At 70.7% G+C, this 23730-nt stretch carries 20 protein-coding genes and 1 riboswitch; of the genes, 6 read left to right on the top strand and 14 right to left on the bottom strand.

What is annotated here, in order from left to right; genetic code table 11:
• The first annotated feature begins 23 nt into the window (after nt 1-23).
• Entirely contained in the window at nt 24-2702 is a 2679-nt protein-coding gene (locus tag QN141_07875) for a GNAT family N-acetyltransferase (GenBank protein MDR7558392.1), read from the top strand.
• A 45-nt stretch (nt 2703-2747) separates the two neighbouring features.
• Nucleotides 2748-3125 (top strand): CBS domain-containing protein, encoded by a 378-nt coding sequence (locus tag QN141_07880; protein ID MDR7558393.1) that lies wholly within the window; start codon nt 2748-2750, stop codon nt 3123-3125.
• A gap of 123 nt (nt 3126-3248) precedes the next feature.
• Here the strand turns inward: QN141_07880 and QN141_07885 are convergent, their stop codons facing one another.
• Nucleotides 3249-3767: a B-box zinc finger protein gene (locus tag QN141_07885; protein ID MDR7558394.1), complete on the bottom strand. Its 519-nt coding sequence runs from the start codon at nt 3765-3767 to the stop codon at nt 3249-3251.
• A gap of 144 nt (nt 3768-3911) precedes the next feature.
• Nucleotides 3912-4051, top strand: a riboswitch (cyclic di-AMP (ydaO/yuaA leader).
• Nucleotides 4052-4146: 95 nt separating this feature from the next.
• Between QN141_07885 and QN141_07890 the strand changes: the two genes are divergently transcribed.
• A complete protein-coding gene (locus tag QN141_07890) occupies nt 4147-4965 on the top strand; it encodes a YihY/virulence factor BrkB family protein (GenBank protein ID MDR7558395.1) in 819 nt (272 codons plus the stop codon).
• Nucleotides 4958-7264, top strand: coding sequence for a bifunctional alpha,alpha-trehalose-phosphate synthase (UDP-forming)/trehalose-phosphatase (locus QN141_07895; GenBank protein MDR7558396.1), 2307 nt, complete (start codon nt 4958-4960; stop codon nt 7262-7264). Before QN141_07890 ends, QN141_07895 begins: the two co-directional genes overlap by 8 nt.
• Here QN141_07895 and QN141_07900 read toward each other — a convergent pair.
• Genes QN141_07900 through QN141_07935 form a run of 8 tightly spaced genes read right to left on the bottom strand, consistent with a single transcriptional unit; the run spans nt 7253 to nt 16562 of the window.
• Nucleotides 7253-8473, bottom strand: coding sequence for a glycosyltransferase (locus tag QN141_07900; protein MDR7558397.1), 1221 nt, complete (start codon nt 8471-8473; stop codon nt 7253-7255). The two genes, QN141_07895 and QN141_07900, sit on opposite strands and share 12 nt — an antisense overlap.
• Entirely contained in the window at nt 8466-9131 is a 666-nt protein-coding gene (locus QN141_07905; GenBank protein ID MDR7558398.1) for a DUF5752 family protein, read from the bottom strand. Before QN141_07905 ends, QN141_07900 begins: the two co-directional genes overlap by 8 nt.
• Nucleotides 9132-9157: 26 nt before the next feature.
• Nucleotides 9158-11512, bottom strand: a complete 2355-nt coding sequence (locus tag QN141_07910) for a DUF3536 domain-containing protein (protein MDR7558399.1) — start codon at nt 11510-11512, stop codon at nt 9158-9160.
• A 5-nt stretch (nt 11513-11517) separates the two neighbouring features.
• Nucleotides 11518-12726, bottom strand: coding sequence for a glucose-1-phosphate adenylyltransferase (gene glgC / locus QN141_07915; GenBank protein MDR7558400.1), 1209 nt, complete (start codon nt 12724-12726; stop codon nt 11518-11520).
• A 7-nt stretch (nt 12727-12733) separates the two neighbouring features.
• Nucleotides 12734-14449 (bottom strand): DUF1957 domain-containing protein, encoded by a 1716-nt coding sequence (locus QN141_07920; protein ID MDR7558401.1) that lies wholly within the window; start codon nt 14447-14449, stop codon nt 12734-12736.
• 57 nt (nt 14450-14506) lie between these two features.
• Nucleotides 14507-15418 carry an NAD-dependent epimerase/dehydratase family protein gene (locus QN141_07925; protein MDR7558402.1) on the bottom strand — a complete coding sequence of 304 codons (912 nt, stop codon included), beginning with the start codon at nt 15416-15418 and terminating at the stop codon, nt 14507-14509.
• Nucleotides 15415-16263 carry a mechanosensitive ion channel family protein gene (locus QN141_07930; GenBank protein MDR7558403.1) on the bottom strand — a complete coding sequence of 283 codons (849 nt, stop codon included), beginning with the start codon at nt 16261-16263 and terminating at the stop codon, nt 15415-15417. Before QN141_07930 ends, QN141_07925 begins: the two co-directional genes overlap by 4 nt.
• Nucleotides 16260-16562 (bottom strand): hypothetical protein, encoded by a 303-nt coding sequence (locus QN141_07935; protein MDR7558404.1) that lies wholly within the window; start codon nt 16560-16562, stop codon nt 16260-16262. The genes QN141_07930 and QN141_07935 overlap by 4 nt, the downstream gene beginning before the upstream one ends.
• 93 nt (nt 16563-16655) lie before the next feature.
• Here QN141_07935 and QN141_07940 point away from each other — a divergent pair, with 93 nt between their 5' ends.
• Both QN141_07940 and ugpC read left to right on the top strand, forming a co-directional pair.
• On the top strand, nt 16656-17723 hold the full coding sequence (locus tag QN141_07940; protein ID MDR7558405.1) for a bifunctional phosphoglucose/phosphomannose isomerase: 1068 nt from the start codon (nt 16656-16658) through the stop codon (nt 17721-17723).
• A 62-nt stretch (nt 17724-17785) separates the two neighbouring features.
• Entirely contained in the window at nt 17786-18886 is a 1101-nt protein-coding gene (ugpC, locus tag QN141_07945; GenBank protein ID MDR7558406.1) for a sn-glycerol-3-phosphate ABC transporter ATP-binding protein UgpC, read from the top strand.
• 10 nt (nt 18887-18896) lie between these two features.
• On the opposite strand, the gene QN141_07950 is transcribed toward ugpC, so the two are convergent.
• The 5 genes from QN141_07950 to accD all read right to left on the bottom strand — a co-directional run bounded on the left by QN141_07950 (nt 18897) and on the right by accD (nt 23611).
• Nucleotides 18897-19772: an SPFH domain-containing protein gene (locus QN141_07950; protein ID MDR7558407.1), complete on the bottom strand. Its 876-nt coding sequence runs from the start codon at nt 19770-19772 to the stop codon at nt 18897-18899.
• 120 nt (nt 19773-19892) lie between these two features.
• Nucleotides 19893-21245, bottom strand: a complete 1353-nt coding sequence (accC, locus tag QN141_07955; protein ID MDR7558408.1) for an acetyl-CoA carboxylase biotin carboxylase subunit — start codon at nt 21243-21245, stop codon at nt 19893-19895.
• A 10-nt stretch (nt 21246-21255) separates the two neighbouring features.
• The gene (accB, locus tag QN141_07960; GenBank protein ID MDR7558409.1) at nt 21256-21753 is read right to left on the bottom strand and encodes an acetyl-CoA carboxylase biotin carboxyl carrier protein; all 498 of its coding nucleotides are present in this window, start codon (nt 21751-21753) and stop codon (nt 21256-21258) included.
• On the bottom strand, nt 21750-22733 hold the full coding sequence (locus QN141_07965) for an acetyl-CoA carboxylase carboxyltransferase subunit alpha (GenBank protein ID MDR7558410.1): 984 nt from the start codon (nt 22731-22733) through the stop codon (nt 21750-21752). The genes accB and QN141_07965 overlap by 4 nt, the downstream gene beginning before the upstream one ends.
• A complete protein-coding gene (gene accD / locus QN141_07970; GenBank protein MDR7558411.1) occupies nt 22730-23611 on the bottom strand; it encodes an acetyl-CoA carboxylase, carboxyltransferase subunit beta in 882 nt (293 codons plus the stop codon). The genes QN141_07965 and accD overlap by 4 nt, the downstream gene beginning before the upstream one ends.
• Nucleotides 23612-23730: the final 119 nt, after the last annotated feature.

Below are 23730 nucleotides of genomic sequence, written 5' to 3' on the forward strand. Positions count from 1 at the left end.
CCCACCGGGAGGCCGACGTCGTCCTGCGCGACGGTTCGACCGTCCGCGTTCGGCCCATCCGCCCCGAGGACCGGGCGGCCCTGCTGGCGTTGTTCCGGTCCCTGTCGGAGACGTCGCGCGCGCGCCGCTTTTTCGCCGGTGTCTCCGACCGGTTTCTCGACGAGGCGGCGGAGCGGCTGGTCGCTGTGGACTACGTCTCGCGCTTCGGACTGGTGGCCACGGCCGGGCCCGAGCAGCGCCTCATCGGCCACGCCTGCTACATCCAGACCGGTCCCCAGCGCGCCGAAGTGGCCTTCACGGTGGCCGACGACTTTCAGGGCCGGGGCCTGGGGACGATCCTGCTGGGACAACTGGCCGAGATCGGCGCCGCACACGGCATCCGGGAGTTTGAAGCGGACGTCCTCCCGGAGAACCACCCGATGATCGACGTCTTCCGCCAGTCCGGTTTTCCCGTCGAGGTGACGGCCAGCCGGGACGGCATCCACGCCGTCTTCCCGACCGAGCTGGGGGAAGAGGCGCGCCTCCGATTCGAGCAGCGGGAGCGGATCGCCGCGGTCAACGCCCTCCGCCCGTTCTTCGCGCCGCGCGCCGTGGCCGTCATCGGGGCCTCCCGCCGGCGCGGCACCATCGGTGGGGAGGTCTTCCACAACCTCCTGGCCTACGGCTTCTCGGGAGAGATCTACGCCGTGAACCCAGCGGCGGCGGAGGTCCAGGGGCGGCGGGCCTACGCCAGCGTCCTCGACATCCCCGGGCCGGTGGATCTGGCGGTCATCGTCGTCCCCGCCGCGGCGGTGGCGGAGGTCGCCGAGCAGTGCGCGGGCAAGGGCGTCCGCGCCCTGGTCGTCATCTCCTCGGGGTTCGCCGAAGTCGGGCCGGCCGGCCGGGCCCTCCAGGACCGGCTGCTGGAGATCTGCCGGCGGTCGGGCATGCGGCTCATCGGGCCCAACTGCATGGGCATCGTCAGCACCGACCCTGCGGTGCGGCTCAACGCCACCTTCGTCCCCGTCCCGCCCCGCGAAGGCCGCGTGGCGTTCATGTCCCAGAGCGGCGCGCTGGGGCTGGCCATCATGGACTACGCGGCGCAGCTGGGCCTGGGCATCTCCTCCTTCGCCTCGGTGGGGAACAAGGCCGACATCTCCGGCAACGACCTGATCCAGTACTGGGAGGAGGACCCGCGGACGGACCTCATCCTCCTGTACCTGGAGTCCTTCGGGAATCCGCGGAAGTTCTCGCGCATCGCGCGCCGCGTCGCCAGGAGGAAGCCCATCGTCGTGGTAAAGAGCGGGCGCTCGCCCGCCGGCGCCCGGGCCACGACCTCGCACACCGGTGCGCTGCTGGCCGCGTCCGACGTCACGGTGGCCGCCCTGTTCCGACAGGCCGGCGTCATCCGCACCGATACGCTGAAGGAACTCTTCGATGTGGCGGCGCTGCTGGCCCACCAGCCCGCCCCCTCGGGCCGTCGGGTGGCGATCGTCACCAACTCCGGCGGTCCCGGCATCCTCTGCGCCGACACCGCCGAAAGCGAAGGGCTGGAGGTACCGATCCTGTCCGAGACCACACAGGCCGCGTTGCGGCGGTTTCTGCCGCCGGAGGCCAGCGTCGCCAATCCCGTGGATATGATCGCCTCGGCTACCGCGGACCACTACCGCCAGGCGGTCCGGGTGGTGGCCGCGGATCCGGGGGTGGACGCGGTGATCGCCATCTTCATCCCGCCCATGGTGACCCGCGCCGACGAGGTCGCCGCCGCGCTGGTTGCGGCGGCCGCGGAGATCCCCGCCGGGAAACCTCTGCTCACTGTGTTCATGTCGGCGCGGGGCGTCCCCGAAGTGTTGCGCGCCGCCGACGTCCGCATCCCGTCCTTCGCCTTTCCCGAAGACGCCGCGATCGCCCTGGCCCGGGCCGTCTCGTACGGGGAGTGGCGGGCGCGGCCCCCCGCCCCCCCGCCGGTGCTGACCGGGCTGCAGAGGGATCGCGCCGCGGCAGTCGTCGCCTCGGCGCTGCGCCGGGGTGCCGGCTGGCTCGAGCCGGAGGAGGTGGCCGCGCTGCTGACATGCTACGGCGTCCCCGTCCTCGAGCACCAGGTGGTGAGGACACCGCAGGACGCCGCTGCGGCCGCCTCCGCCATCGGCGCACCGGTCGCGCTGAAGGCCGTGGCGCCCGGCGTGGTCCACAAGACCGAGGCCGGCGGTGTGCGGCTGAATTTGACCGCCCCGGAGGTGCACGGGGCCGCCGAGGAGATGGCCCGGGCGTTCGAGCGCGCCGGACACCCCCTGACAGGGTACGTCGTGCAGCGCATGGCCCCGGGCGGCGTCGAGATGATCGTCGGCGTGGTGCACGACCCGCAGTGTGGACCGGTGCTGGCCTGCGGGGCGGGAGGAGTGACCGTGGAGCTCCTCAACGATGTGGCGGTGCGCCTGACCCCCCTGACCGAGCAGGACGCCGCCGAGATGATCCGGGAGCTGCGGACCTATCCGCTGCTCACCGGCTATCGCGGCGCGCCTCCCCTCGACGTCCGCGCCCTGGAGGAGGTTGTGCTCCGCGTCGGCACGATGGTCGAGGATCTCCCCCAGATCGCCGAACTGGACTGCAACCCGGTCCTGGTGCACCGCCGCGGCGCCTCGGTCGTCGACGCCCGGGTCCGCGTGGCGCCGGCGGAGGCCCCGCCGCCGCTGGGGGCCCGGCCCCCGGCACGGCGAAGATGAATCAGTGTCCGGAGGCCGGGTCGGCGCCGGACGAGGAGGAGCGCCATGAAGGCCAGGGAGATCATGACGACGGACGTCGTCACCCTGAAACCGACGCAGTCCGTCGAAGAAGCCACGATGGTCCTGCTGCGGCGCCACATCCACGGCGCGCCGGTGGTGGGCGACGACGGGCGGCTGGCGGGGATGGTCAACTTCATGGACCTGAAGCGCCACGCCGGAGAGGAACGCACGATCGGCGACGTGATGTGGCCGGCCGTCGCGGTGGACGAGGAGGCCTCCGTGCAGGAGGTGGCGGCGAAGATGCTGGAGGAGAAGGTCCGGCGCGTCGTCGTGCTCCGCCAGGGCCGCGTGGCCGGGATCATCAGCGCCACCGACATCGTGCGCCTCTTCCTGGACCTGCACGAGGAGCCGCGGCGGGGCTGATCCTTTCGTGAAGGTGCCGCGGCGGTCCGATCCGGTGTCGGGCCTGGCCGTTTCGAGCCGGGTTCCCGGCGCGCCCGCCGAGGTCCTCACTCCTCGAGAGACATGGCGGGGGTGGAGGCGCCGTCAGCGTGTGCGCCAGAAGGCGGCGGTAACCGCCAGGGCGGCGAACAGAAGGAAGAAGGGGCGGTAGGCCAGGAGGGCCAGGACCGATCCGGGGGAGACCGTACCTCCCGCGGCGAGCGTCACCGCCACCTGGGGACCAAGCAGCACGATCCCCGCGCCGCAGGCGATGGCGGCCGCCGTAGCCATCGTCCGCCCCCGCTTCCACCCCGCCGCCCGGCTGGCCGCTTCGCCGATCAGGCCGCCGACGAACGGGCCGAGGAAGATCGCCAGGACGCCGAGCCGCCAGACGAAGAGAATCCCCCCGGCCAGCATGCCGAGGGCGCCGGCCACCACCACGGCGGCGGCCAGCGCGCCGGGGCCGACCTGATAGATCCTGGGCAGTGGGGCGGTGCCGCAGGTCGGACACTTCATACCCACCGGCGTCTGCACCATGCAGTCGGGACAGATGGGCGTCCCGCAGCTCACGCAGGTAAGGCCCGTCTCGACGTCGGGATGGCGCGCGCACCGCATCAGAATCACCTTTCACCGCTTCGACCGGAATCCTGCGGAGAACCGCTTGGTGCAGAGCGACGAGGACGGCCAGCGGCGGGTCCGGTCACCACGGCGAGCCCCGGTCATGACAGGGGCTCGCTCGCCGCCCGGCGTGGAAGATGGTATAATCCCCGTTGAACTATGCCGAATCCCCTTTCGTGGGGGAGCGGGGGAACCGACGCAGTTGCGGGGCGGATCTCGCGGCGGACGCGAGTAAGGGACTCTCGACCCGAGCCCGACAGCTAACCTCGTAGGCGGACGAGAGAGCCAATCCGGAAGAACTCGACGGCCCGGAGCGCTCTCCGGGTCGTCGTTGTTTCCGGGACGAATGAGGGCCGCGACCGCCGGCAGGGGAAAGGACGCATCCGTGACGCTGCAGCAGGCCAAGCAGACGACCGCCACGGTCTGGCACAGGATGGGTCGCGACAATGTTCTGGTCCTGGCCTCCTCGACGGCGTACGCCGCCGTGCTGTCGGTGTTTCCGCTGCTGGTCGCGGTGATCGCGCTGCTCAGCCTGTTCGTGGAGGGCTCCACGGCGCAGGAAGCGGTGGTCGCGGCGATCCGTCCCTATCTTCCCGAGCAGGCCCTGCTCGTCGTCCGCGACACGCTGCGCAGTGTGGTCCAGACCCGCCAGGCCGCCGGCGCCCTCGGAGCCGCGGGGTTGTTCTGGGGTGCCACGGCCGTGGCCGGCTCGCTGCGCAACTCCTTGGGCCGCGTGCTGGGCGGCCCTCCCCGCGCCTTCTGGCACCGGGCGGCCATCGATCTGGGAATGGCGATCCTGAGCGGGCTGTTCCTGAGCCTGTCGGTGCTGGGATCGGCGGTGCTGGCCGCACCCCCCGTCCGTCCGGCGGCCGCCCTCCTCGACCGGGTGACAGGGGCGCTGGGCGACGTGCTCCCGACGCTGGCGCCCACCGTGCTCTCCGTCGCCGCCTTCTCCGTCGTCTATCGCCTCCTGCCCCGCGTGCGGTTGCGCACCGCCACCGTGATGTGGGGGACGGCCCTGGCCGTGGGGCTCTTCGAACTGCTGAAACTGGGATTTTTCTGGTACCTGCGCACGCTGGCCCGGTATCCCCTGGTCTACGGGCCGCTGGCCGGCATGATCGTCTTCATGGTCTGGGTGTACCTGGTCTCGGTGGTCGTGCTGCTCGGCGCCGAGGTGATGGCCGTGCTGGAGGGCCATGGATAGATCCGCCGTTGTCGCCTCGCTCCGGGACCTGCTCGGCGGACGCCGGCTGGTCATCGTGAGCAATCGGGAGCCCTACGTCCACAGGCGGACGCCGGAGGGCATCGCCGTCGAGCGTCCCACCGGCGGGCTGGTCGCCGCCCTGGATCCCGTGCTGCAGGCCGCCGGCGGCACGTGGGTGGCCTGGGGCAGCGGGGAGGCGGACTTCGAGGTGACCGACGGCGCCGGCCGCGTCCGCGTCCCCCCCGGCGGCGGGTCGTACACCCTGAGGCGGGTGGCGCTGCCAAAGACCGAGGTCGAAGGCTACTACTACGGCTACGCCAACCGGGCCCTGTGGCCGCTCTGCCACATGGCGCTGGCACACGCCCGCTTCCGTCGGCGGGCCTGGAAACTGTACCAGTCGGCGAACCGGCGATTTGCCGAGGCCGTCCTGGCCGAGGCGGAGGTTGACAGCGTCGTCTGGATCCACGACTACCACCTGGCCCTCCTGCCCAGACTGATCCGCCTCCGCCGGCCGGACCAGCTGCTCATCCACTTCTGGCACATCCCCTGGCCGGCCTGGGACATCTTCCGGGCCTGCCCCCAGCGCACGGAGCTGCTGGAAGGGTTGCTGGCCAACGACCTCGTGGCGTTCCAGCACCCGCGTCACGTCGAGCACTTCCTGGAGTGCGTGGAGCGGGAACTCGGCGCCGGCGTGGACCGCGACGAGGGCGTGGTCGAGCACGGCGGAAGCGTGACCCGGGTGGAGGCCTTCCCCATCAGCGTGGACTTTGCCGCCCTCGACGGGCTGGCCCGGTCGCGCCGGGCCGAGCGCTGGATGGCCAGATTGCGCAGGCAACACCGCCTTGAGGGGAAGATCGTGGCCATCGGCGTGGACCGCCTGGACTACACGAAGGGGATTCCCGAACGGCTGCACGCCCTGGAGCGGCTGTTCCAGCGTTTTCCGCAGTATCGCGGGCGGCTGGTCTTCATCCAGAAGTGCGCCCCCAGCCGCACCCGGATCAAGGCCTACCGCGACCTGCAGCGCCGGGTGGAGTCGGAAGTGGCCCGTCTGAACGCGACCTACGGCACCCCGGAGTGGCAGCCCGTGATCTATCTGCCCCGTCCGCTGCCTCCGGCCGGGATGGCGGCGCTGTACCGGCTCGCCGATCTCTGCGTGGTCAGCTCGCTCCAGGACGGGATGAACCTGGTCGCCAAGGAGTTCGTCGCCTGCCAGGTCGACGGGCGCGGGGTCCTCCTGTTGAGCGAGCTGGCCGGCGCCCGCGAGGAACTCTCCTGGGCGCTGCCCATCAACCCCTACGACGCCGGCGGCACGGCGGAGATGATGGCCCGCGCCGCGACGATGCCGGTCGAAGAACGCGCGGAGCGCATGGGCCACCTCCGGACCTTCGTCGCCGAGCACGACATCTACCGCTGGATGCACGACCACCTTCGGGCCGCCGCGCACCTGGCGGCGCGCGCCTCGACACGGTCGCTCCATGAGCGGGGCTACGAGGTGCGCGACCTCCTCCGCGGTCGCCCCGGGGTGGCGCTGCTGATCGATTTCGACGGCACGCTGGCCCCGATCGCTCCCGCCCCCGACCAGGTCGTGCTTCCGGAGGCGTCCCGCTCCGCCCTGGCGCATCTGGCGCGCCTTCCCGGCGTCCTCGTGGCCGTGGTCAGCGGGCGGTCGCTGGTGGACATCCGCCGGCGGGTGGGGGTGACGGGAATCGTCTATGCCGGGAACCACGGGCTGGAGATGGCCGGCGACGACTGGATCTGGACGCATCCGGAGGCGCGGTCGGCGCGCCAGCGGATCGGTGCGGTGTGCGCGCGCCTGCAGGAGCGGTTGCGGGCGGTCCCCGGCGTCATCGTCGAAGACAAGGGTCTCTCCGCCGCCGTCCACTACCGCCTGACCCCCCATCCCTACCTGGAGTCGGTCCGCCGGGCGGTGTACGAGGAGACGGTGCGCACGGACGGCGTCGCGGTCCGGGACGGCAAGAGGGTCTTCGAGCTGCGGCCCCGGATCGACTGGGACAAGGGCACGGCGGTGCGGTGGATCCTGCGCCGCGTCTTCGGCGAGCGCTGGCCCGAGGCGGTCGGCGTGATCTACATCGGCGACGACCGGACGGACGAGGACGCCTTCCTGGCCCTGCCTGCACCGGCGGTCACGGTGCGCGTCGGGCTGGCCCCCACGGCCACGGCGGCCCGCTACGCCCTGCGGGATGCCGGGGATGTGGCGCAGTTTCTGGAGCGGCTCATCGGCTGGCTGGACCCGGTGCCGGTGGGCCCGCCGGACGGCGTCGGCCGCTCAGGGGCCTAAGCCCTCGAGGTGCACGACCATCAGCGCCAGGTGCTCGGCCAGGTCGCGCGTGATGAGGAAGTTCTCCCGCACGTATTCCCGGGCGTTCTCGCCCATCTGTTTGGCCAGGCCCGGGTTGTTGAGCAGGTGCCGGATGCGGAAGGCGCAGCCCTCCACGGAGTTCACCGTATAGCCGGTCACGCCGTAGATGATCTGCACGGTGATCCCCCCGGCGAAGCCGCCGATCACCGGTTTGCCCTTCCACATCCCTTCCGCCACGGTCAGACCGAAGCCCTCCCGCGTAGATTTCTGGATGATGATGTCCGCGGCGCGCTGCAGGGCGTTGATCTCGTGGTGCGCGGTCGGCGGCAGCACCAGGATGTGGATGTCGGGATCGCCCGCGGCGGCCTCGCTGACCTCGGCCAGCACCTGCTCGCCTTCCGGGTCGTCGGTGGCGCCGCCGCCGGCGAGGATCAGCCGGCAGTCGTCGTACTTCTTGACGATGCGGTAGGCGTTGATCACGCCCAACGGATCCTTGAAGCGGTCGAAGCGGCTGACCTGGAGCAGGATCGGTTTGTCCCGCGGAATGCCCAGCCGCGCCAGCACCGCGTCTACCTCCTCGGGCTCCAGGGGGCGGTTCTTCTCCGAGAGGGGGTCGATGCTGGGATAGATCAGGTACTGGGGGATGGGCAGCCGCTGGGCGAACTTGGGCAGGGAGAAGATCGCCGCATCGTAGCGCACCACGAACTGCCGCAGAAACGCCCAGGCCCGCCGCTGGGGATGGCTGACGTCGATGTGGCAGCGCCAGACCCACGGGCCGCGCTTGGGCGCCGTGGCGATGAGGGCGGCGGGCTGGGGGTCGTGGATGATCACCATGTCCGCGTCGAGGTTCAGCGCCCGGGCGTTGTCCCGGTTGGTGTCCAGGTAGGTCTGGAACATGGCGTCGGAAAAGGCCTGCTCGGCGCCCTGCAGCGCGTTGTGCAGGCTCTTCGTGACGCGGAAGAACTCCTCGCCGCCGCGGATCACCTCCCACCGGGAGGGCACGCCCAGCTCTTCGAAGAGGGGCAGGTAGCGGTGCAGCATCTCCGCCACTCCCCCTCCCACCCGCGTCGAGTTGACGTGCACCAGAGACCGTCCCCGGACCCGCTCGGCCAGACGGTGGAGCAGGTCGATCGCCCCCTGGGGGGCGACGGAGCGGTAGGCGTCGAGGGAGACGGTGGTCTTAAGCATGGTCCTCGTGGGCCAGGCGGGCGTCGCAGAGCGCGAGGAGCCGCGCCCGCAGCCCGTCCAGCCCGCTGATGTAGGGGTTGAGTTTGCGGATGCGTTCGGCCAGGTCGACCTCGCCCAGCTCTTCGGCCAGCCAGCGCACGGCCTCCCAGGTGCCCCGGCGGGCCTCGGCCCGGAAGAAGTGGTAGTAGATGGCGCTGAGGTCCACGCGGGCCAGCGCCTCCCGGAACTCCCGCAGCGTGGTGGCCCGGATCCCCGTGGGGACGGCGATGAGCTGGGCCCGCATGAACTCGAAGGGCTCGCCGTACACGATCCGCGGCACCACCTGCAGGTCGGAGAGGTGATCGTCGATGATGGTGATCAGCTCGCCCCGCAGCGCCTCCACATCCTCGTAGTCAAAGGGGTCGACCACGGCCAGGCGCTCGCCCAGCACCCGGTCCCGCACCTGGATCGCCGCCCAGGTGGCGAAGTCGTTGCGGTAGGGCGCCGGGAGGTAGCGGCTGCGCAGAAACGCCGAGTGCGTATGGTAGAAGATGGACGCGGCGGGGACCTCTTCGATACCGTGGAGCAGCTCGCGCTCGTCCCAGGCGCTGCGGCCGAGCATCTCGCGCAGCTCCAGGCAGTCCACGAACTCGAAGGGTCGGGTCGCCGTCCGAGGCATCTTCCGCTCCAGTGTCTACATTACATCTATCCGAGTTTCTCCATCGCGAAGTGCAGCCGCTCGCCCAGGCGCACCAGCGCGCCGTCGCCGGCGGCCCGGGCCAGCCGGGAGAAGGCGTTCTGGGCCTCCCAGAGGTTCAGGGTCAGGCCCGCGGCCTCGGCGAAGTCGAGCACCTCCAGGGCGCGGGCCACGCGGTCGGCGACGTGCCCGGCCCCGGCCAGAGCCTGCTCCAGCCGCCGTCGCAGCAGCGGCTCGAAGCGGTCGGCCCGGATCTCGCGTCCCCAGGAGCGCAGCTCGGCCAGCAGCTCGAAGACCCGGGGACGGAGCGGCACGGCGGCATCCCTGCTCAGTTCCTCCTCCAGGTCGCGGGTCAGGGCCACGACGGCGGCGGTGACCAGCGGGGCAGGCACGTCCACGCCGGCATCGCGCAGGTAGACCATCAGCGGTCGGTTGTCCCGGTACAGCCGGCGGTAGACGTCTTCCAGGTCCTGCAGGGTGCGTTCGGTCAGACGCTGCAGGACCGCGCGGCGATCTTCGAGGGGGAGATCCCTCAGCGAGAAGTAGTGCGGCCCGAAGGCCTGGTCAACGGCGCGGACCACCTCGCTGACCACGTCCTTCCCGGACCGCTCCACCAGCCGGTCCCGCACCGCCCTGTAGCGCGCCTCGTCCCAGTCCGGCGCCACGGCGCAGTGCACCTCGTGGCTGCCGAAGTGGACCAGGGCGTAGACGGTCTCGCGGTCCTCCTCCACCTCCGCGGCGCGCACGCGGACACGGCCGACCAGGAGCCGGTGCGAGGCCGCCGAGACGTCGGCCCGGTCGAGTTCCGTCACCGTGGTGGTGCCGGCCAGGCGGACGGAGGGAGCGCCGACCAGCGCGGTCATCGCGAAGCAGGCCGTGGCCTCGCGGGGGCCCACGACGCGGGGCCGCACCAGCCGCTCGTAGACCGCAGCACCGTCGGGGAAGGCGGCCAGGTTTCCGGGGGCCCGGCGCAGGTGGTCGAGGAAGCCGTCCTCCAGTTCGAGGCCGAAGGCCCGGGCGATCTCCATCGCCCGGGCGGCGTGGGAGAGGATCTGCACCGTCTCGGGGCCGCTGATGTCGTCGAAGAACCAGCCGTCGCTGCTCTGCATGAGGGCTCCGTGGCGCTGCATCGCCAGCAGCCGCAACGCCCTCGCGCGCCGCCCGGGGGACGCGTCCCGGGCGTGCCGGGCCAGGAAGGCCTCCACCGCTCCCGGTCCGGCGTCGATCAGATCCACGGCTTCGTCCCGCGCCGCCCAGACGTCGCGGAAGATCTCTTCCCCGTGGCGCGCGTAGGCGGCCTCAAGCTGCTCCGTCAGCCAGGCGATGCCCTCCCGCAGGGGCCCGCGCCAGCGCTGGTGCCAGCCCCGCCCGGTATTGCAGCCGCAGTCCGACCGCCACCGCTCGACGCCGTGGGCGCAGCTCCAGGAGGTGTTCTCGACGATTTCGACGTCGCAGGCGGGCGGATGCGCGGCGAGAAACGCCGCGGCGTTCACGATGCGCATCGCCCCGGCCGTGGCGATCCGGTGGAGGGCGTAGGCCAGGGCCATGTCGCCGAACCGGTGGTGATGGCCGTAGGTTTCCCCGTCCGCGGCGGCGACGACCAGGCGGGCCTGCTGGTCGTCCGGGGCGGCCGCCACCAGCCGGTCGGCGAATGCCGCCCCGTCGTGGAGCAGTCCTTCGAAGGCGACGGCATGGGAGACGGGAGCGTGATAGAAGAAGATGGCCACCGACCGTCCGCTGGGCAGGCGGCAGCGATAGGGAACCGTGACGTCCAGCGTCTCTGCCGTCACCTCGGTCCAGGCCCCTTCCGCCCGACGGATGCGGCGGGCCTGGTGGGGAGCCAGGAAGGTGAAGGCCACGCCGTGCGCGGCCAGGATCTCCAGCGTCGCGATGTCCACCGCGGTCTCCGGCAGCCACATCCCTTCCGGGCGGCGCCGGAACCGCCGTTCGAAGTCGCGGATCCCCCAGCGCACCTGTGTCACGCGGTCGCGCCCGGTAGCCAGCGGCATGATCAGGTGCGTGTAGACCTGCGCGACCGCGTTCCCATGCCCGTACTGCTCCCGTCTGCTGATCCGATCCGCCTCCAGGATCTGCTCGTAAACGGCCGGGGCGTGGCGCGCCAGCCAGCGCAGCAACGTCGGGCCGACGTCGTAGCTGATCCCGGCGAAGTTGTTGACGATGCGGGTGATCCGGCCGGCGTCGTCCAGCAGACGCGACGCGGCGTTGCGCGCGTAGCACTCCGCGGTGATGCGTTCGTTCCAGTCGTGATAGGGGGCGGCGGCCTCCGCCAGCTCCACCGTGTCCGTCCAGGGGTTCTCGCGGCTCGGCTGGTAGAAGTGGCCGTGGACGCACAGATGGCGCATCCTACCTATCGGGTCTGCCCGCGCGGGAGGACGACGAGTCCTGACGGATCGACGTGGTAGCGTAGGCGGTCGGCCTCCCGGTCCTCGCCGATCCGGGTGCCCGGCGGCACGACGTTGAAGCGGTCGACGATGACCCGACGGAGCACGGCCTCCTCGCCCACCACGGTGCGGTCCATGACCACGGACTCCTCGACCACCGCGCCCCGCATCACCCGCACCCCGCGGCCGAGGATCGACCGGCGCACCACGCCCCCGGCGATCAGGCTGCCCTCGCCGATCAGGGCGTCCCGGGCCTCGCCCTCCAGGATCCGCGCCGAGGGCCCGGGGTAGGGGGCGGTGAGGATCGGCCAGCGCCCGTTGTCCAGGTTCAGGGCGGGGGTGGGGCCGAGCAGATCCATGTGCGCCTGCCAGTAGGCTTCCACCGTCCCCACATCCCGCCAGTACCCGCGCTCCTCGTAGGGCTGCACGCCCGGGACGATGTTCTCCAGGAAGTTGTAGGCGAAGACCCTGCGCTGCTGGGCCAGCTCGGGAATGATCGTCCGGCCGAAGTCGTGGTCGGTGCTGCGCCGCGCATCCTCCACCAGGGCCTCGACCAGGACATCGCGCTGGAAGAGGTAGTTTCCCATCGAGGCGTAGGCGCGCGTCGGATCGCCGGGCATGGGGGTCGGGGACGCCGGTTTCTCCTCGAAATGCGTGATCCGCCCATCCGCCTCCGCGGCGACGACGCCGAAGGCGCCGGCCTGGGCCAGGGGCACGGGGAGCGCGGCCACGGTGACATCGGCGCCGCGATCCCGGTGGAAGGCGATCATCTGCGCGATGTCCATCCGGTAGACGTGGTCCGCACCGAAGATGGCCACGATGTCGGGGGAGAAGTCCCGGATCAGGTTGAGGTTCTGGTACACCGCATCGGCCGTGCCCTGGTACCAGCTCTCGCCCCAGCGCATCTGGGGGGGGACGACGATGACGAAGTGGTCCGGCAGGCCGCCCAGCCGCCAGGCGTTGCGCAGGTGCTCGATCAGCGACTGGGCCTTGTACTGCACCAGGACGTACAGCGCGTAGATGCCCGAATTCACGAAGTTGGAGAGGACGAAGTCCACGATGCGGTACTTGCCGCCGAAGGGGACCGCCGGTTTGCCGCGCTCCCGGGTCAGGGGGTAGAGTCGCTCCCCCTTGCCGCCGGCGAGGATGATGGCCAGGACGCGCGGGCGGTCCACGGGACGGCTAGGCGGCGAGTCCGAGCGTCGCCTGCACATGCCGGACGACGTCGGGGAAGATGAAGTTCTGGATTTCCCGGGCCGCCAGGAACTCCTCGTCGCCCGCCTCCAGGGTGACCCCGGCCAGGGCCCGGCGCAGCGCCTGCAGCAGGCGGGTCACGTTGGCGTAATGTTCGGCGAAGCGCGCCTCGGCATAGTCCCGCGCGGCCCAGGTGGTGATCAGGAACTGCCAGTCGGAGGCCTGCAACAGGAGCAGCTCCCTGGCGGTCTGCGCCAGAACCCGGCGCACGGCCGGGCGCGGATCGTGCGCCGCCTCCCGCGCCGCCGTCCAGAAGTCGTCCTCCACCGCGTAGATGCGCTCCCAGGTCCACTCCGTGTCGCGATTGAGCCAGACCCGGTGGTCGCCGCCTTCCCCCCAGGAGCCTTCCTGGAGGGAGAGGGCTTCGGTCGGCGGATACCGTTCCAGGAAGGCGGCGCAGTCGACCGGTTCGATCCCGCCGGCCCCCAGGCGGGTGAAGACTTCTTCCAGCCAGCGCGGTCCTTCAAACCACCAGTGGCCGAACAGCTCGGTGTCGTAGGGGCTGCAGGCGATGCCCGGCGTGCCCAGTCGCAGGGACTCGCTGCGCAGCACGTGGCCGAGCAGCCCGACGAAGTGCTCGGCGTGGGCCCGCAGGCGTTCCCGGGCCCGCTCCGGCTCGTAGGGGAGTTTGCTGCCGAGATCGCTGCGCGGCGAGGTGACGCGCCAGTAGCGCAGCCCTCCCGGGAAATGCTTCTTGTGGAACTCCATGTACCACTCGTCGCCGGGATAGCCGGCGTCCCGACTCCACACCTGCATCGTGGACTCCGGATCGCGCACGAAGGCCACAGCCTCCCCCCGCCCGCCGCGCGAGGCCACGACGTACGGCCGGTAGGGGCTGCGCTCGCCCGCCACGCCCGGCGGGGGGATTTCCGACAGGGTCCGCAGCGCGGGGTAGTAGTCGCGATAGGCCGAGAGCGGGCTCCCGCCGCGCGCCAGGTGCACGTCGGTGATGAAGAAGGTCAGCCCCAGGTCGGCCAGGAACTCCTCGATCCCCTTCCGCCGGACCCGCATCCGGCCCCGCAGGGGACCGACCGGCGGCGTCCACTCGTACCGCGGCCGGTAGGCGCACTCGGGCAGCCAGACGCCGGTGGGCGCATGGCCGAAGTGGCGCAGGTGCGTGGCCCTGGCCAGGCGCAGCTGCAGATCGATGGACTCCTCCCGCAGCAGCAGCGGGAGGTAGCCGTGGGTGGCGGCGCAGGTGATGAGACGGATGTGGCCGGCGTCGTGCAGCGCGCGGAAGGCGCCGACCAGGTCTCCGTTCAGCCCGTCGAACTGCTCGAGCCGCCGCCGGTAGAACCGCTCCCAGTTGCGGGCGCCTCCCAGCAACTCCTGCCGTCCCTGGCGCTCGAACTCGGCGGCGTTCTCCCGGGCGGCGGCGATCCGGGTGCGCAGGAACTCCTCGATCTCCCGCTTGAAGGCCGGGGCGGCGAACTGCTCCGCCAGCACCGGCGTGATGTTGATCGTGGCGTGAGGGGGAATTCCCGCGGCGGCCAGCCGCCCGAAGACGCCGAGCAGGGGGAGGTAGCAGCCCACGGTGACCTCGCTGAGCCAGTCGCTGCCGTGCGGCCACCGGCCGTGCCCCAGGACGAAGGGCAGATGGGTGTGCAACACCAGCGCAAAGTAGCCGACCGGGGACTGGGCCATAGGAAATCCTCTACCTTCAAGCATACACGAGCCAGCCCGGGCGCGCCCGGCGGCTCCCTAGCGGCGGAACCACTCCACGGTGCGGCGCAGCCCCTCGGGAAGGGACACTTCCGGGCTCCAGCCCAACCACTCGTCGGCCTGGCGGATGTCGAGGGCGATGCGGTAGACGTCCCCCGTGCGGGGCGGCGCGTAGGCCGGCGGCTCGCGGAAGCCCGTCGCCTCGGCCAGCAGGCGGTAGACGTCGTTCACCGTGGTCTCGACGCCGGTGGCGATGTTCGCCAGCCCCGGCTCCTCCGAGGCCGTGGCCAGGAGGTTGGCCCGGGCCACGTCCTCGACGTAGACGAAGTCCCGCGTCTGTGTGCCGTCGCCGAAGATCGTGGGCTGGTTGCCCGCCAGCATCGCGTTCGCGAAGATGGCCACCACGCCGGCCTCGCCGTGCGGATCCTGGCGGGGGCCGTAGACATTCGAGTAGCGCAGGATGGCCCACGACAACCCCAGCCCCCCGAAGAAGCGCACATAGGCTTCGCCGGCCATCTTGCCGATTCCGTAGGGCGAGAGGGGCCGGGTCGGGTGGGACTCGTCGACCGGAATCCGTTCCGGCTCGCCGTAGATCGCCCCGCCCGTGGAGGCGAAGATGAGCCGGCGCGTCCCGTACTCCCGGGCCAGTTCGAGGAGGTTGAGGGTCCCCATGATGTTCACATCGGCGTCATGGCTGGGGTGGGCGACCGAGCCCGGCACCGACGCCTGGGCGGCGTGATGGTTGACCACCTCGGGACGCTCCCGGGCGAAGATCTCGCGCAGCGCCGGGTCGCGGATGTCCATCTCGTAGAAGCGGGCCCGCGGGTTGAGAAACTCGCGCCGGCCGGTGACCAGACTGTCGACGATCACCACGTCGTGGCCCTCGGCCACGTAGGCGTCGACGATGTGGGAGCCGATGAACCCGGCGCCGCCGGTGACCAGGATCTTCACTGCCGGATGCCTTCCGACCGGAGATAGGTGACCCGACGCGGGAAGGGGATCTCGAGGCCCTCGCGGTCGAAGGCTTCCTTGAGGCGCACGCGGAGCTCGCGTTCCGCCTCCCAGTGCGCCATGGGCCGGACCATGACCACCAGGCGGATCTCCACCTGGGACTCGCCGAACCGCATCACGCCCTGGACCTCGGGAGGCTCCAGCACGATCTCCTTCCGCTCCTCGGCCCAGCGCCGTCCCACCTCCTCCATCACGCCCATCGCCCGGCGCAGGTCGGCCTCGTAGGCCACCCCCACGGTGACGATGGCCCGGCTGAAATCGCGATTCAGATTCCCGAAGAGGGTCAGCTCCCCGTTGCGGATGCTCCACAGTTCGCCGTTGTACTTGCGCACCAGCGTGGTGCGGACGTTGATCTGCTCCACGACTCCGGTGTGCTCGCCGACGACAATGACGTCGCCGACCCGGATCAGCCCCTCGGCCAGGATGAAGAACCCCGAGATGAGATCCCGGATGAGCTGCTGGGCGCCGAAGCCCACGGCCAGGCCCACCACGCCCGCGCTGGCCAGGATGGCCGCGATGTCCACCCCCACCTCCCGCAGGACCATGACCAGGGCGATGAAGGCGACGACATAGCGGAGCAGCGACTCCACCAGGGGCCGCAGCGTGCGCGCCCGGGTCTCGTCGAGCAGACGGTCGCCCCGAGGCGCCAGGGCCCGGCGGGCGACGGAGGTGGCCAGGCGCATGACGACGGCGGCCCCGATCAGGATCAGGACGACAGACAGCAACGTCTCGCCCAGGGCCAGGAGCCCGGGGTGCTCGAGGAGGCGACCGGCGATCGGGTTCACGGCGCTCGGCGACTGCGGCGGGGCCGGTCCAGCAGTCGCAGGGCGGCCACCGCCGTGGGCAGCGAGATCGTCCCCAGGCGCCACCGGATGGCCCTGACCAGTTCGCCCCGGGACATCTCCGGCAGAGGAGGAGGAGGGCCGACCCAGGGCCGCGAGCGCTCCAGGAGGTCCAGCAGCTGTCGCTGCCGTCCGGCGGGCAGCCGGAAGGATTCGATTTTGATGCGCTCGCGGAGTTCGAGCAGCCGGCGGAGTTCACTTCCGCTCAGCGGTCTCGCCCGCGCCGGCCCCGTCTGCGGCATCAGGATGTCAACTTCGGCCCGCCCGCGGCTTCGGCCTGCCGGAACGCCGCGGCAGGGTGGCGGTGCCACCCGACGAAAGGAGTGATGAGATCCATGAACCTCGCCGACCCGCGGGAGCGTCGGGCCCGGGATCCCTCCGGGATGCTGGAGCTCATCCTCCGTCTCCCCGAGATGTGCGCCGAGGCGTGGGCGCTGCCGGTCCAGCCGTCCCCTCCGGCCCTGCGGCCGGCCCAGATCATCGCCCTCGGCATGGGCGGCTCGGGCATCGGGGGAGATCTGTTGCGTGCGGTCCTCCACGACGAAGCCTCGATGCCCGTGATGGCGATCAAAGAGTACCGTCCGCCGGCGTTTGTCGGTCCGGAGTGTCTGGTCTTCGCCTGCAGCTATTCGGGGAACACGGAGGAGACACTGGCCGCCTATGACGAGGCCTCGGCCCGGGGCGCGTCCTGCGTCGTCATCACCTCGGGGGGCGAGTTGCTGCGCCGGGCCGAGGCGCGACGGCATCCCGCCGTGGTCGTGCCACCCGGATTGCCGCCGCGCGCCGCGCTGCCCTACCTCTTCCTGCCGATGCTGGCGATCCTGAGCCGGGCCGGGATCGTGCGGTCCTTCGACGCGGAGGTCGGCGAGACCGTGGCGGGACTCCGGAGGATCCTGGGGCGCCTGGGGCCGGAGGGGGCCGATCCCGAAGCCCGCGCCCTGGCCGGGGCCCTGGTCGGTCGGATCCCCGTGGTCTACAGCTCCACCCCCTTCCTGGAGCCCGCGGCCCAGCGCTGGAAAGACCAGTTCAACGAGAACGCGAAGACCTTCGCCGTGTGGAACACCTTCCCCGAACTCAACCACAACGAAACGGTGGGCTGGGGGCTGGATCCCGCGCTGGCCCGGACCCTCTACGTCATCGTCCTCCGTGATCCCTCCGAGCCGGCGCGGCTGGCCCGGCGGGTGGAGATCACCAAGGATCTGGCCTTCCGGAAGGCCGCAGGGGTGGCCGAGGTGGCCGGCGAAGGCGAGGGCAAGCTGTGCCGGCTGATGTCGCCCATCGCCTACGGGGACCTGGTAAGCTGGTATTTGGCCCTGCAGCGCGGGGTCGACCCGACGCCGGTGGCGGTGATCGACGAGTTGAAGCAGCGGCTGGCGGCATCCGCCTCCGGGGGACCGCCGTAGGGTCTCCGCCCGATGCAGGCCGGGCGCAATTCTGGTAGGGAAGAGTCCGGGAGGGGACGGACGTGGCGAAAGTGCAGTTGGAGGGCGTGACCAAGAAATTCGGCGCGGTCACCGCGGTCAACAACGTCTCGCTGGAGATTCCCGACAAGCAGTTCACGGTGCTGGTCGGTCCTTCGGGGTGCGGCAAGACCACGGCGCTCCGGCTGATTGCCGGGCTGGAGGAGGCCACGGCCGGGGACATCTACATCGGCGACCGCCGGGTCAACGACGTGCCGCCCAAGGACCGCGACATCGCCATGGTCTTCCAGAACTACGCCCTTTACCCGCACATGTCGGTCTACGACAACATGGCCTTCGGGCTGCGCCTGCGCAAGTACCCGAAAGCCGAGATCGACCGGCGGGTGAAGGAAGCGGCGGAGATGCTGGGCATCGAGGGGCTGCTGGACCGCAAGCCCAAGCAGCTCAGCGGCGGCCAGCGCCAGCGGGTGGCCCTGGGGCGGGCCATCGTGCGCGAGCCGCAGGTGTTCCTGATGGACGAGCCCCTCAGCAACCTGGACGCCAAGCTGCGGGTGCAGACGCGCGCCGAGATCAAGAAGCTGCACGCCCGGCTGCAGACCACCACGGTCTACGTCACCCACGATCAGGTCGAGGCCATGACCATGGGCGACCGCATCGTGGTGATGAGGGACGGGATCGTCCAGCAGGTGGATACGCCGCTCAACCTCTACGAGAAGCCGGCCAACCTGTTCGTGGCCGGGTTCATCGGCAGTCCGGCGATGAACTTCGTGGAGGCGAAGATCGTGGAGGCCGACGGCGCCCTGCGGGTCCGCGCCGACGGCTTCCAGGTGGAGGTGCCCCGCGACCTGACCGGGGAGGTCCGGCCCTGGGTGGGCAAGCCGGTGATCTTCGGCATCCGGCCGGAAGACATCCAGGATCGGGCCCTGGCCGCCTCGCCCAACCCGGCCTGGACGATCCGGGCGACGGTGGACGTCCACGAACCGCTGGGCTCCGACGTCATCCTCTATCTGACGGCGGGAGCGCACTCCATCGTGGCCCGGGTGGACGCCCACACCCAGGCGAAGATGGGACAGGAGATCGAGGTGGTCCTCGACATGCGGAAGATGCACCTCTTCGATCCCCAGACCCAGCAGGCCATCCTCTAGGGCGCGCCGGCTACTTCTTCTCCCCCCGGTCCCCCAGCAGGCCCGTGAGGGGCTCCAGGAGTTTGGTGAACTCCAGGGGGAAGATGAACTTCGTGCTCTCGCCCTGCCCCAGCGCCTTCAGGGCCTCGAAGTACTGCAGGGTGAGCGTCTTGCTGTCGATGTTCCTGGCCACGGCGAAGATCTTGTCCAACGCCAGGGAGAAGCCCTCGGCGCGCAGGATCGCCGACTGACGGTCGCCCTCGGCCCGCAGGATGGCGGCCTGCTTCTCGCCCTCGGCCACCTTGATCGCCGCCTCCCGCTTGCCGTCGGCCTCGGTGACCACGGCGCGCCGGGTGCGCTCCGCGGACATCTGCCGGGTCATCGCCTCCTGCACCTCGCGCGGGGGCAGGATCTCCCGGATCTCCACGGTGGTCACCTTCACGCCCCAGCGCTCGGTGACCTCGTCCAGCTTGGCCCGCAGCACCTGGTTGATCTGCTCGCGCTTGGCCAGCACATCGTCCAGGCTGATGTCGCCCACCACGGCCCGCAAGGTGGTGGTGGCGATGCCCCGCGCCGCGCCGGCGAAGTCCGCCACCTGGATCACCGAGTACTCGGGGTTGAGGACCTTGAAGTAGATCAGGAAATCGATGTTGATGGGCGCGTTGTCCTTGGTGATACACGTCTGGGAGGGAATCTCCAGGAAGAACTCGCGCAGGTCCACCCAGACCGGACGGTCGACGATGGGGATCAGGAAGACCAGCCCCGGGCCCTTCTTCCCAATGGACTTGCCGAGGCGGAAGACCACCAGCCGCTGGTACTCGCGGACGATCTTGATCGCCGAGGTGAGGATGAAGAGCCCCACGATGATGACGGCGACCACCAACGTCAACAGCGTCACGAAGGACATGCCCCCCACCTCCGGTCGCGCCGGATTCAACTCTGTTGTCAATTCCTTTCGGGCCCGCCGTCGGGATTCCCCCAGGGAGGCCGCAGGGTCGGGCCCGGGGCCTCGGGCGGCTCGTGGCGGTCAGACGGTGGCCAGGTCGATGCGGCGCTGGACGAAGTTGGTGTAGACCTCGCCCCGGCGGAAGAAGGCGTTGTCCAGGACCTGGAGGTGGAAGGGGATCGTTGTGGGCACGCCGGCGATGACGCACTCGGTCAGGGCCCGGCGCATCCGGGCGATGGCTTCGGCCCGGGTCGGCGCCCAGGCGACGATCTTGGCGATCAGGGAGTCGTAGTAGGGCGGGATGGTGTAGCCGCTGTAGACGTGGGTGTCCACGCGGATCCCGGGTCCGCCGGGGGGAATGAACTCGGTGATCGTACCGGGGGCGGGCCGGAAGTCCAGCCGGGGGTCTTCGGCGTTGATCCGGCACTCCAGGGCGTGGCCGTGGAAGGCGATCTCCCCCTGGGAGAAGGGCAGCGGTTCTCCCGCGGCGATGAGGATCTGCTGCTTGACCAGATCGATCCCGGTGACCATTTCGGTCACCGGATGCTCGACCTGGATCCGCGTGTTCATCTCCATGAAGTAGAAGTGACCGTCCCGGTCCACCAGGAACTCGACGGTGCCCGCGCCGGTGTACTCGATGGCGTGGGCGGCCCGCACGGCCGCCTTGCCCAGGGCCCGCAGGAACCGCTCGCGCAGCCCCGGCGGCGGGGTTTCCTCCAGCAGCTTCTGGTGCCGGCGCTGGATGGAACAGTCCCGCGCGCCCAGGTGCACGACGTTCTTGTGGGTGTCGGCAAGGATCTGGACCTCGATGTGCCGCGGTTCTTCCACGTACTTCTCGATGTAGACCTCCCCGCTGCCGAAGGCCGCTTCGGCCTCCGCCTGGGCGGTCTGCAGGGCGCGGCGCAGGTCGTCGCGGGTGTGGACGACGCGCATTCCGCGGCCGCCCCCGCCGGCCGAGGCTTTGACAATCAGCGGGAAACCGATGCGTCTGGCCACCTCCAGGGCCTCGCCCTCGTTGCGCACCGGGCCGTCGCTGCCGGGGATGACGGGCACGCCGGCGGCGCGCATCCGCTGCCGGGCCTGGGATTTGTTCCCCATTGCCGCGATGGCCTGGGGCGAAGGGCCGACGAAGGCGATGTTGACGTCCTGGCAGATCTCGGAGAAGTGGGGGTTTTCGGCCAGGAAGCCGTAGCCGGGGTGGATGGCTTCCACGCCCAGCAGCTCGGCCGTGCTCATGATGTTGGGGATGTTCAGGTACGACTCGGCGGCCGGCGGCGGCCCGATGCAGAACGCCTCGTCGGCCAGCCTCACGTGCAGGGCGTGGCGGTCGGCTTCGGAGTACACCGCGACGGTGCGGATGCCCAGTTCCCGGCAGGCGCGGATGACGCGGACGGCGATCTCGCCCCGGTTGGCGATCAGGAGTTTGCGGAACATCCCCCGCCGGTCACGCGCCGCCGGGCGCCGGTTCGATCAGGAAGAGGGGTTGGCCGTACTCCACGGGGGCGCCGTTCTCCACCAGGACCTTGGCCACGCGCCCCTGGAGTTCGGACTTGATCTCGTTGAAGAGCTTCATGGCCTCGATGATGCACACCGTCTGGCCGGCGTCCACCATGTCCCCCTCGTCCACATAGGGCGGGGCGTCGGGGCTGGGCGCGCGGTAGAAGGTGCCGACCATCGGGGCGGTAATCGGCTGCAGATGGTTGGCCGCGGCGATCGCGGATTCGGGAGGGGCCGCTTCGGCGGGCGGAGTGTCCCGTCCCGTCCCGGAGCCGGCGGCGGGCGCGGTGCCGGGCGCGGCACCGGGGGCGGCGCTCCGCAGAGCCTTCCTGACCAGCACCCGCAGGGTGGGGGACTCCACCTCCAGTTCGGCGATGTCCGCCTCGGCCGCCAGGCGGATCACAGCGCGGATCTGCTCGACGTCGAACGCCTCGTTGTCGCTCATGGACGCGGTCCGGCCGGCGCGCTCTCCTCCAGGACGCCGAGCCGGCGGAACTTCGCATACCTCCGATTCACCAGCTCCTGGGCCGGCACCTGTCGCAGCGCCTGCAGCTGCCGGCGCAGGGCCTCGCGGACCTCGGCGAACACCGCCTCCGGATCGCGCTGGGCCCCGGCGAAGGGTTCCGGGAGGACCTCGTCCACCACGCCGAGATCCCGCAGGTCGGCGGCGGTGAGGCGGAGCGCCGCGGCCGCCTCGGGGGCCCGGCTGGCGTCGTGCCACAGGATCGCCGCGCACCCTTCCGGGGAGATGACGGTGTACACGGCATACTGCAGCATGAGGACCACGTCTCCGACGGCGATGGCCAGGGCCCCGCCGCTGCCCCCTTCGCCCGTGATCACCACGATCACCGGCGTCTGCAGGCGGCTCATCTCCTCGATGTTGCGGGCGATGGCCTCGGCCTGGCCCCGTTCTTCGGCCGCGTCCCCGGGAAAGGCGCCGGGCGTATCGACGAAGGCGATGACCGGCGCATGGAACTTCTCGGCCAGCTTCATGGCCCGCAGCGCCTTGCGGTAGCCCTCCGGATAGGGCATGCCGAAGTTCCGGGCGATATTCTCCTTCGTGTCCTTTCCTTTATGATGACCGACCACAACCACCGGCTGGCCTTCGAACCTGGCCAGGGCGGCAAACATCGCCGGGTCGTCGCGGAACAGGCGGTCGCCGTGCACCTCCAGGACATCGGTGAACAGGGCGGAGACGTAGTCCATCAGGCGGGGGCGCTGGGGGTGCCGGGCCAGTTGCACGATGTGCCAGGGGCTGGGATGGGTGTAGATGTCGCGGCGCAGCGCCTCCGCCCGTTCCTCCAGGACGGCAATCTCGCCGTTCAAGGGGAGGTTCTGTTCGCGGGCCAGACGCCGCAGACGCTCGATCTCCGCCTCCACTTCCCGCAGCTGGCGGTCCAGGTCGGCAGGGGCAGGGTCGGTCATGGCGGTGACGCTCCCTCGGTCGCGGCGGCCGGCTGCGGGAGCTCGCGGCGCGGCCCGCCGAAAAAGGCCAGCAGGGAGGCCAGGGTCCGCCGCATCTCCGCCCGCGGCACCACCATGTCGATCAGGCCTTTCTGCAGACAGAACTCCGCGGTCTGGAAGTCGTCCGGGAGTTTGCGCCGGATCGTCTGCTCGATGACCCGCCGGCCGGCGAACCCGATCATGGCGCCCGGTTCGGCGATGATGATGTCGCCCAGGAAGGCGAAACTGGCCGTCACGCCTCCCGTGGTCGGGTCGCACATCACCGAGACGTAGGGCACGCCGCTGTCGTGGAGGCGGCCCACCGCCGCGGAGGTCTTGGCCAGCTGCATCAGGGACAGGGCGCCCTCCTGCATGCGCGCGCCGCCCGAGGCGGAGAAGATGATGAGGGGCAGCCGGGTCTCCCGGGCATACTCCGCCGCCCGGGCGATCTTTTCGCCGACCGCCGAGCCCATCGAGCCGCCCATGAAATAGAAGTCCAGGGCGGCCACCACGGCGCGCCACCGATCGATCGTCCCCTCCCCCCAGATCACCGCCTCCGGCCGTCCGGTGCGCCGCCGGGCCTCCTCGAGCTTCTCGGCGTAGCCGGCGAACCGGAGCGGGTCGCCGGATCCGAGCCGGGCGTCGAACTCCGTGAAACCGCCCTCGTCCAGCGTGATGGCCAGGCGCTCCTCCGCAGAGAGGCGGTGGTGGTAGCCGCACCTGGGGCACACCCGCAGGTTGCGCTCCAGCTCCTTGCGGTAGATGAGGTTGGCGCACCGCGGGCACTTCGCCCAGATGCCGGCCGGCATCTCGCGGCGCTGCAGGGATCCGTATTTGGGACGCCGGAGCCAGTTGAGCACAGACCGCCTCGCTCGATGCTCCCGTGAAGTCTCTCGATTATAGCGTACCGGCCGCCCGGAGAAACACCTTCACCGACGACGACCGCGTACCTTTCTCCTCCTTCCCGCCATCTGGTATC

The sequence above is a fragment of the Armatimonadota bacterium genome (genome assembly GCA_031459765.1).
Lineage (GTDB): Bacteria > Sysuimicrobiota > Sysuimicrobiia > Sysuimicrobiales > Kaftiobacteriaceae > Kaftiobacterium > Kaftiobacterium secundum.